Here is a 9566-nt window from a genome sequence, read left to right as displayed (position 1 = left end):
AAGGAGTAATAATGCAAAACCGATTTTTACCATGGTTATTTTTGCTGTCATTAATTAGTACTTGTGCTGAAGTGGACATTTCAGTACCTGGGTTTCCCCAGATTGCGCAGTTTTTTAATGTTTCTGAAAGCGTTATTCAAGCAACGATTACCTATAATTTTTTAGGTTATTTCCTTGGAGCTTTGCTTTACGGTCCTTTGTCGGATAGTTTTGGCCGAAGAAAGATGATGTTATTTGGCAATGCGATTTTATCAATAGGTGCAGTGGGTTGTTTTTATGCGCCAAGCATTGATTTTCTTTTAATGTCTCGATTTATCCAAGGTATTGGCGCGAGTACTTCAGTCGTTTTGGTATTCACTATGATTGCTGATTTATACCAGGGTGAAAAAGCGATGAAACTGATTGGCATGATGAATGCTGCATTATCAATCATTATGGCTTGTGCACCTTTATTAGGAGGCGTAATCAATCAAGCGATTGGTTGGCGAGGCAATTATGGCACGGTGGCAATATTTAGTGTGTTTGTTTGGGTTTTATTATTGTTTTTATTGCCAGAATCAAAGAACCAATTAGATCGTTTTAACACTAAAAAAATGATGGGTGATTACAGGCAACTACTTACCAGTAGCCAATTTATTACAGCATCTATGGTTCCAAGCCTATTATTTGCTGCATATATGTCTTATATAGTAGGTAGTGCTTTTTTATACATAGAAACATTTGGTTTAACTACTTTAACTTTTGTAGTACACCAGGCAATTATTGTGGCTTCTTTTGCGATAACCAGTATGTATGCAAGCAAAATTATTCCCATATTTGGTCCAAATAAAACGGTAAAATATGGTGTCACTTTGAGTTTCATCAGTATATTGGCTTTTGTTGTATTGAGTGTAGAAGGTATAAGTTCAGCCTATTGGACCACTTTATTTATGTCTTTATTTGGGATCGGTTTTGCTGCTTGTTATCCCATTATCTTTTCCAACTCTTTGTCCATATTCCCGGTATTACAAGGTCCTGCTTCTTCATTGATCATGGGGTCTAGGGCTTTGTTGGTTTCTGTGTCTACGGCGATCACGGGTTATTTGTATAATGGACAGCCCTTTATGTTTGCTTTGTCTATTTTCTTTGGCGTAATCATCGCGAGCTTGTTTTCTTTAAGTTGGTTAAATGCGAACCAACCTTCAGAGGAAGTCCCTGCGTGATTTTAAATGAATATTGTTCTTCCGCTCAATGTTCAGTCATTGGCGGAACCATTGCATATACAATTGCTAATGAGTACGCAGCTGAATTACCACTCATTGTGGTTCATGGCGGGCCTGGGACCCCGCATAATTATTTAGCTTCTTTAGCTTCGTTTCTTCCCGAGAGACCTGTAGTTTTTTATGATCAGTTGGATTGCGGCTGGTCTGCAAAAACGAATAATCCGCACTGGTGGCACATAGATCGCTTCGTGGATGAAATTGAAAAACTAAGTCAGCATTTAGGATTTCAGCGATTTAATCTTTATGCACATTCTGCAGGAACTATGTATGCTTTTGATTATGCATTAACATATCCTGATAAGATTACCAATCTTATTTTGGCCTCACCTGTGTTAAGTATCAACGCTTATTTAGCTTCTATGCATGAATTACTCGCCACTTTTCCTGAGAATATCCGAACGGCTTTTAAATTGGCAATTGAACAGAATAAAACGAATACTCTTGAGTTGATGGAAGCAACCGCATATTTTGCGGAGCATCATTTATGTCGTTTACCGGTTTGGCCAGATGAACTGTTCGAGTCTTCGGTGAATACCAATACTCAGTTACGGGATCACATGTGGGGATGTAATGATTTTCTAGTGACCGGTGTTTTGAAAAATTATGAACGATTACCCCATTTATCTGCATTTGAGGTAAACACCTTGATTACAGTGGGAGAGTATGATTTTATTTCACCCATTACATGTAAAAAATATGCTGAATTAATGAGTAATGCGCAATTGGCAATTATCCAGGGTGCGTCACACAATCCTCATTTAGAGCAGCCAAAGTTGTATGCAGAGGTGTTACATTCATGGTTAGATAGCAAGTAAATAAAAGTACCCACCAATAGATTAGAGAAATGAATTAAGTTTGCTTTTAACTTGACTGGAGCATTTCTTAGATCAGTATATTTTTTAAATATGGAGATTTATTCCATGACTTTTATTGAGACATGCCAACAATTAAATGTGACTAAAGAGAGCCATTTTCATGAACTTGCTCAAATAGCGATCGAAAGTTACTATTTAATCCCATATCCTGGTAAAAAAGATATAAAGCCACAGATCAACAGGCCACGCCATGGCGGTTTACATGTCAGTAGCGCCGCACTTAACTTAGAAATGTTCATTGAATTGTATCAGAAATATGCTCCTGGCGATTTAAATGAGTTAAAAACACAAGATGGTTCTTCTTTGAATCCGGAAACGATTAAATTACTTAAATTAGCAGCTATTTATCATGACTCTGCAAATATTAATGAAGTTGAAGGTGATGAGAAAGCCCATGGGGAAAATTTTAAACGAGATATGTTATCGCTTGGCTTTACACTTGATGTTATCGCCCCTATTGCATTAGCAATAGAAAAAAAAGATGGTGAAGCTGGTAAAAATAATAAACCTTCGGAAATAAAAGAAACGAAAAATATTTATCAAAAATTAATCCACGATGCTGATTGTCTTGATATTATTCGTGTTGTGGCTGAAGGCAATTTTGATAGAGAGTATCTTGATATTTTTAATGATTTATCACAATTCCCTGATTTTTTAAAAGAGCTTGATGAAATCATTGAAAATCACTTAGAAACACTGAAGAGTTTTGAAGGCGATGGTGCGGTAGGCAATCTTCACAGTGAATGCGAATACTCTTCAAACTGTTATTTAAGTGTGGTGGAAGCAGAAAAAAATATGCTATTGCAAACAATTTTGTTTGCTTGTTTACGTGAAGGAAAAAATGTTGCTTTTTCTGATATAGATATTTCTTCTTTGTCATTACTGGATCTCTATAATCGCAAAAACAGCCTTAAAGTCCAACGTATTGTTGCTGAAATGAATCCTTTGCTTAAAGATACCTCGGAGCAACAGTTAGGCATGAAACTTTATCAGAAAGACGGTTGTTATGTGCGTGCATTAAAAAGTACTGTCTTCGATGATGAGTTAAAAGTATTAAAAGAAAACCAAAGGGTATTGAATCAGTGTGGTATTCATTCTACACGCGAATTAAAACAATTTTTTGAGCAACAATATGATAATGACAAGGTTTGGGCACCAAAAGGGTTCAAATGGCGTCCATGTTCTTTTTTGATGAAAGAAGTCGCTACAGAGCTTTTTGGAAGTGATTTACTTGTTATTATTAATCCTCACCATCAAGGGACTTTGGTACCTTATTTGTATAAAAAAAATGTCATGAGTCATAGCGCAGCTGATGGTGTATTTCAATATGATGCTAAAACTGGTTTTAATAAAGATAAGAAAGATATAAAGGGTATTCGTGAAAAGATGATAGAGATGGAGACGCGTAGAAAAGGAATTTCCGCGGATCTCATTCCCGATAAGGGGCTTCATTATTGGGGAAAGTCCGCTCTTAGCCACAATGAAGCTCTTGGCACTTATGAGAAAGAAGGTATTGTAGGGATTATTGTTGGCAATACGGAAAAATCGGCGAAAGATGCTTTATTATTACAATCAAAATTAGGTTATCCTCTTCGTGAGTTTTATAGATACTCACCAGAAAAAGGCCTAAATATCACTAGCACAACAGAGGTCCTCGCTCAAGCTTGTATTACAACACATGGGGTTTATATCTCTGAAATTGAGAGTCGGATTAAGCAACTTAGGCTGCCCCCTAATGCGATTTCAATTCAAACGACAACCTATAAGAAAGATATTCAGGAATGGAATAATCTTACTATGCCTGTTGTTGATTTCACTATTCACTGTAATTATACAGGACTTGATCAAGAAACAATCAAGAAAATACAATTTATATTAAATAACTTGTTAAAATTGAAACCAATAAATTTGAATTATGCTGATTTTGTTCTCGATGTAATTGTCAGCAATACGGATAAGGGCATGAAGGTATTTATTCATTCGTTTGATGAAGGCTCACGGTTCAGAGATAAATTTGTCAAAGCAATACTTGATGATTTAGAGAAAATTTTATCCGATTCAATACTTTTGGAAGATATTGTTTTGGGGAATCAATTAGTAAATGAATTGAAAACAAAGACAATAAAAAATATAAAATTAGCGGGCTTAGATCCATATCAATATACGTTTACTCATCCAGGCCATGACAAGATTAAATGCCGTGCCTGGGTTAGAGAGGGACGATCAGAAATTGAGTTTTCGTTAGAAAATGAGAAGAAAATAACTCGACTCATCGATTTTTTACCCGCCATTAATAAGCAATATTTTCAAGAAAGAATTGAGGTGCTAAATCGTGTAGTAAACGATGAATTAATTAAGAGTGAATTAAAAAGAACGGGCATTGAAAGTCTTCATTTTAGTCTGGTTACCTCTGGGGGTAAGGAAAAATTAATTATAAAATTTGTGTCAAATGATCCTCAGGGGATGAATGTCATAAACAAAATGTTATCAATAACGGATATAGCAAAATACAGAGTTACCAATGAAAATGAAATCGCTATTACTTTTACACCTAAAAATATTCAAAAATTATTAGAATATTTTACCGAAAGCAATTTTCAGTTTTCTGCCCCTAAAATCATACAGAAAAGACATTGTTTCTTTACAAATGGAAGTAAAAAGGAGGAAGATTCTTTTATTGATAGTGCTAACTTAACGCTTTGAGGATAAAGCACTGAACTTTTGGGACGTCCCTTGCAAGTGTCCAACACCCAACTAAATTTTTTTATTATGTTATAGAAGTGCCAATCCAGGCAGGCACTCCTTAGAGGGAAGTTGGGGATAATGATTCTTCGCTTAAAGCGTGCAAAATTGTGCCTTGAAGCTCTAATTTTAAGTTTTTAGCCTTATCTATGAATACATCGTCTATTTTTTGGATTAACTTTTCGCAATTGATAAGCACATTACCATGAGAAAACGCAAGCTTGTCTATTTCCTCAATAAGTTGTTCACTAGTGCAAAATATACATTCTGGTTGTGCCTCCGTATTATAAAACACGAAATCATTATGTCTTAGCTTATGGATAAGCAACGCATGACCTGGCAACTTAAGTCCATTTTTCGTTTCAAAATCATCAAATTGAATCATAGTTCCTGGGGATAAACAATTAAGCTTGTTAGTTAATAAGCCTTTGTCGAATATCGGTACTCTAGGAGGTGAAGTTAAGTCACAGGATTCACTCTTTTTCTTTGCTGGGGCTGCAAATAATGTGTCTTCTACCCTCTGTATAAATTTCATGTTATCTATAAAAGTTACTCTTTCAAAAACCTTGGCTATATCATCCACTTTTTCACACAATTGGGTGCCATTGAGAAATTTACATTCAGGGTAATGCGCATCAGGATTAAAAAATAAATACTTGTCAGCTTCTATTTTATTAATAAGCATCGAATGGCCAGTTAAAGGGAGGGCCCAGTTTGTTTCATATGCAACAAATTTAATATATGCCCCATTTTCTAATGAATCCATTTTTTCTTTAAATAACTCTCGATTAATCCCATTCTCCTCTGTGCGTAGGTTTTTTTCTTCAGATTTTTTAAAAATATTATAGGGAACAATATTTAGGAAAATAAATTTTAATACTTCGACAAAGGTTACTAAGGAGAGAATATGAGTTTTAGATAAATTTTCCATTTTACTGTAATCAAACTCATCACTATTTGAATTTTTAAAATTATCAACAAGTAGATCCATGTCTTTAATTGAGCCTACATCCATAATTGTAAAATAATTACAGACTATATCGCATAAACCTTGATGTTTTTCATACACATCAAAAATATGAGGATAACTTTTTTTGGAAAATTTATGATGTTTTGAATTAAGGAGATTGAGTACAAATTTTTCAAGTTCTATATTACAAGCTTCTAATGTATTTTTGATTTCCAAATTGGTGAGTATGTCTTCTTGCATAAACGTATTAATTAATACCAACGATAATTAATTTTATCTATTTGCTTAAATAAATTACAATTAATTAAATTTATATGTCATATAATTGGAATAAATATGTGGGGTTTCTGCTTGTTTGCAGAAACCTCACAGAAAATTTGATGCACGCCCAATTCTATGGATTGGCATCTTGCGCATTCAAGTTTTTATTGTAAACCAGCACCTATTTGGAGGGAGAAGTGCCAGGGTGAGTCATTCTGTATCTGGTTTCTTCTAATTGATCAATTTGTCTATCTAATGACATAATTTCTCTATTATAAACATTAGTAGTAGCAAAATAAGAAGCGGGTATCGCTACTGGTATTCCTACGAAAAAAGAGCTTGCAGCCAGTTGTGAAACATGAGGCGAGGTCAGTTTTTTTCTTCGGCTTTTTAATTGCTTTAATTCTGCATCAATTTGTTTGAGAGAAGGATCTTCATGATGAATTTTATTTTGTTTTTGAGTTTTATCTTCTAGCTTGTTATAAATTTGTTTGTCTTTTGACCTACCAAAAAACTTCATGTTTACTCCTGAAACGTTGTTATTGTTGTTTTAAATATATTCACACTGCGCATAATATTTTTTTTATAGGGACTTGTCTATTTTTGAAGAGCATAAAGAATGGAATAACGTGAGTTGAATCGAAATTCGATGCAGCGTCTATCGAGCAATCCTATGTTTTAAATCAGATCCCAATATAAATGCTTTAAATAATTGGTTTATATAAAGGACACTTTTGTCTTTATGAAAAACCAGGTAATAATGATTATCTGTATTTGACCATTCAGGTAACACTTCGATTAAAATATTATTTTTTAATGCATCAGAACATAAATAATAGGGAAGAAAAGCGATACCTCGATCAAGGCAAGCCATTTTGTGTAAAAAGATTAAAGAACTACTTTCAATCATTGCATTTTTAATAGGAACTTTAAAAACGTCTTCTCCGTTTTTTAAGGGCCAATCACTCAGAGAACTATGCTTTAACAAAGAATGCTCCTTTAGATCCTCAGGGCTTTTTATCGAATTATGGCTGGATAAGTATGCAGGAGAAGCAACGAGACAACGAGATACTTTACCGATGTAACGAGATACAAGAGTTGAATCAGTGAGCTTACCAGTTCGGAAGGCAAAATCAATTCCTTGCTGGGTCAAATCCATGAGCTGATCCGTAATTATTAAACGAGTTCTTATTTGAGGATAAAGGGAGTTAAACTCACTTAATAAAGTCGGCAATAATTCTAAGCCAGTGATCTCAGGACAAGTAATTACTAGTTTTCCAGAAGGGGTTTTTGCATACTCTCGTAAATGATTTTCTGCATTCGCAACTTCTTTCAACATGATTTGACAATGTTCAAATAAAATTTTCCCACCTATCGTGAGACTTAATGATCTGGTCGTTCTTTTGAGTAGCTTAATTCCAAGAACACTTTCCAGTTGTGATATTTTTTGGCTGACCCAGGCTTTAGAGATGCCGGCTTCAAGTGCTGCTTGGGTAAAACTTTGATTTTTAACTACCAAAGCAAAAATTGCTAAATCATTGAGATTCAATTGATTGTTTATCATAGTGAACAATATGTTTTTATTTTTCTATCTAATCAATTAATTGGCTAATCTATACCATTAACTCCTGATCTACAACTTCAAGGAGCGATAATGCCGTTTATTTTATTTTTAATTTGTTCATTATTTATTAACCCTATATTTGCCAGGGTGATTCATTATGAGTTGGATAGCTTTGCAGACATTGCAACTTTATATGAGGAGATGCGAAGTGATCCTCGATCAACCCTACTGGTTTTTGATTTAGATGACACTCTAATTACCATGACGCAGCCATTAGGTAGTGTGGGTTGGTGGGACTGGCAAGCTGAATTACAAAAAACTGGAAAGGATCCCGATAAATTATTTACTCCTGACTACCAACAATTGGTACGTATTCAAAATATCTTATTTCAATTAATCAAAATGGAGGTTACCGATAAATACGTATTGCCTTTCCTTAATCACGTAACAGATCAAGGTGCAATTATTTTGGGATTAACTGCTCGTGGCAAAGATCATTTAAGTGCAACCATGATGCAACTGAAAGACAATAATTTCACGGTTGGTGATAAATTATTGTTCCAAGAAAAAGGATTGAAATTTAGAAACAATAAAACATCACTCGCAGATAATTTTCAATGTCCACAATTTAGCAAAGAAGTCATTTATCAACGAGGTATTATGTTTCTTGATGGAGAAGATAAAGGACAAGCATTACTGTGTGTTTTATCCAAAATAAAAACGGAGATTAAGACTATTATTTTTGTTGATGATGCAAAAAGAAACAGTGTATCAATCGATAAAGCGTTCACTGATCGTAACGATTTATTGGTATTGAATGTCCTTTATACCAAAGAGAATACCAAAGAGTTGGAAATTCAAAATAATCCACTCATACAACAGCAGCTCTTTGAACAGTGGAATCAAATTAAAAATCATCTAAACGAAATTATCGTGCAGTCGAATTTCTAAAGAAAGATACTGGAGTAAAACTGCTCGCCTTTTCTCACAAATTTGGGAAAAGGTTTTTCCGCATTTAATTGGCATTAAAAATTTTTATCGCAAAAGTATCTTCCGGATATTCCGTCTTTTCTCGCATATTATCCAGGCTATTAAAGAAATTAAATGTCCAATTTCGATCTTGATAACTCGCTGTGTAAAGCCCTGTTGTTGTACCGGCATCACGTTCAAGAAATCCTTTTTCAGAATCAGAGTTTGCAATATTAACCAAAGCATGAATTGGATTAGAAGCATCTTTCTTAACCAGACAAACACCTTGATTTAAACCTATATCTTCAAAGTCACAATTAATGATGTTGTATTTTTTTTTGCTGGTCAATGCACGAATAAGTAATTGAATATCAGCAACTTGAGTGCTTACTTTAATTTCAAATACAGCGTTGCCTTTATTATAAATAATGCGGACATTTTTCTTATTTAATGTGTCATCATATTCATGCATAAGATTTAAGAGTGCTTTTTTTTCGCTTGAGACATTAATTTTTTTAGTATGACATGTTAACTGGATCAGATACATTACATTCTGTTTTGTTTGCGGTTCAAGTTCTGATTTAAAATCATCAACCTCATCCTGCATCGCGATTACATGCTCTGTTGAGGCTAAACAAGAGACGGGCAAAGTAGGCGCTTGATTGATTTTCGTAATGAGAACATGGTCCTTATCAATCTTTCGTTTTTTGACCATGGACGCATTGACTTCAATTTTTTTCCCTCTGAACAAATATGCTGAATAACCTGATTCCCGTGTTGTTCGATGGGGGGTAGTGGAGTGTTTTTCCATAAACTTATCGATTTTTCTTTGTTCATCTTCGTTTTTTATAGGAACAATTTTTTTGCTGATTTCTTTGTAATAGTGTTGTTCATACTTGCTTAACTCATGTTTTCTTTTCATG

The 9566-nt window shown here is 34.3% G+C and carries 8 protein-coding genes; 4 read left to right on the top strand and 4 right to left on the bottom strand.

Translation table 11 applies throughout. The features are described from left to right. Nucleotides 1-11: 11 nt before the first annotated feature. The 3 genes from EL220_RS15275 to EL220_RS15265 all read left to right on the top strand — a co-directional run bounded on the left by EL220_RS15275 (nt 12) and on the right by EL220_RS15265 (nt 4840). Nucleotides 12-1202 carry an MFS transporter gene (locus EL220_RS15275; RefSeq protein WP_051544753.1) on the top strand — a complete coding sequence of 397 codons (1191 nt, stop codon included), beginning with the start codon at nt 12-14 and terminating at the stop codon, nt 1200-1202. Then, nucleotides 1199-2077 (top strand): proline iminopeptidase-family hydrolase, encoded by an 879-nt coding sequence (locus tag EL220_RS15270; RefSeq protein WP_027271774.1) that lies wholly within the window; start codon nt 1199-1201, stop codon nt 2075-2077. Before EL220_RS15275 ends, EL220_RS15270 begins: the two co-directional genes overlap by 4 nt. A gap of 105 nt (nt 2078-2182) precedes the next feature. Further along, nucleotides 2183-4840 carry a hypothetical protein gene (locus EL220_RS15265; protein WP_035906300.1) on the top strand — a complete coding sequence of 886 codons (2658 nt, stop codon included), beginning with the start codon at nt 2183-2185 and terminating at the stop codon, nt 4838-4840. Between the two features lie 100 nt (nt 4841-4940). Here the strand turns inward: EL220_RS15265 and EL220_RS15260 are convergent, their stop codons facing one another. The 3 genes from EL220_RS15260 to EL220_RS15250 all read right to left on the bottom strand — a co-directional run bounded on the left by EL220_RS15260 (nt 4941) and on the right by EL220_RS15250 (nt 7674). Continuing rightward, nucleotides 4941-6089 carry a hypothetical protein gene (locus EL220_RS15260; RefSeq protein WP_232002489.1) on the bottom strand — a complete coding sequence of 383 codons (1149 nt, stop codon included), beginning with the start codon at nt 6087-6089 and terminating at the stop codon, nt 4941-4943. A gap of 202 nt (nt 6090-6291) precedes the next feature. After that, the gene (locus EL220_RS15255; protein WP_027271776.1) at nt 6292-6630 is read right to left on the bottom strand and encodes a hypothetical protein; all 339 of its coding nucleotides are present in this window, start codon (nt 6628-6630) and stop codon (nt 6292-6294) included. A 138-nt stretch (nt 6631-6768) separates the two neighbouring features. After that, nucleotides 6769-7674 (bottom strand): LysR family transcriptional regulator, encoded by a 906-nt coding sequence (locus EL220_RS15250; RefSeq protein WP_027271777.1) that lies wholly within the window; start codon nt 7672-7674, stop codon nt 6769-6771. A 90-nt stretch (nt 7675-7764) separates the two neighbouring features. Here EL220_RS15250 and EL220_RS15245 point away from each other — a divergent pair, with 90 nt between their 5' ends. Further along, nucleotides 7765-8625 carry a DUF2608 domain-containing protein gene (locus EL220_RS15245; protein WP_027271778.1) on the top strand — a complete coding sequence of 287 codons (861 nt, stop codon included), beginning with the start codon at nt 7765-7767 and terminating at the stop codon, nt 8623-8625. Between the two features lie 64 nt (nt 8626-8689). Here EL220_RS15245 and EL220_RS15240 read toward each other — a convergent pair whose 3' ends face one another. Then, entirely contained in the window at nt 8690-9565 is an 876-nt protein-coding gene (locus EL220_RS15240; protein WP_027271779.1) for a hypothetical protein, read from the bottom strand. Between the last annotated feature and the right edge of the window lies 1 nt (nt 9566).

It is taken from the genome of Legionella sainthelensi, from assembly GCF_900637685.1.
GTDB classification, from domain to species: domain Bacteria; phylum Pseudomonadota; class Gammaproteobacteria; order Legionellales; family Legionellaceae; genus Legionella; species Legionella sainthelensi.
The sequence above is the reverse complement of the archived record's forward strand: the minus strand, read 5'-3'. Positions and strand labels throughout refer to the sequence as shown.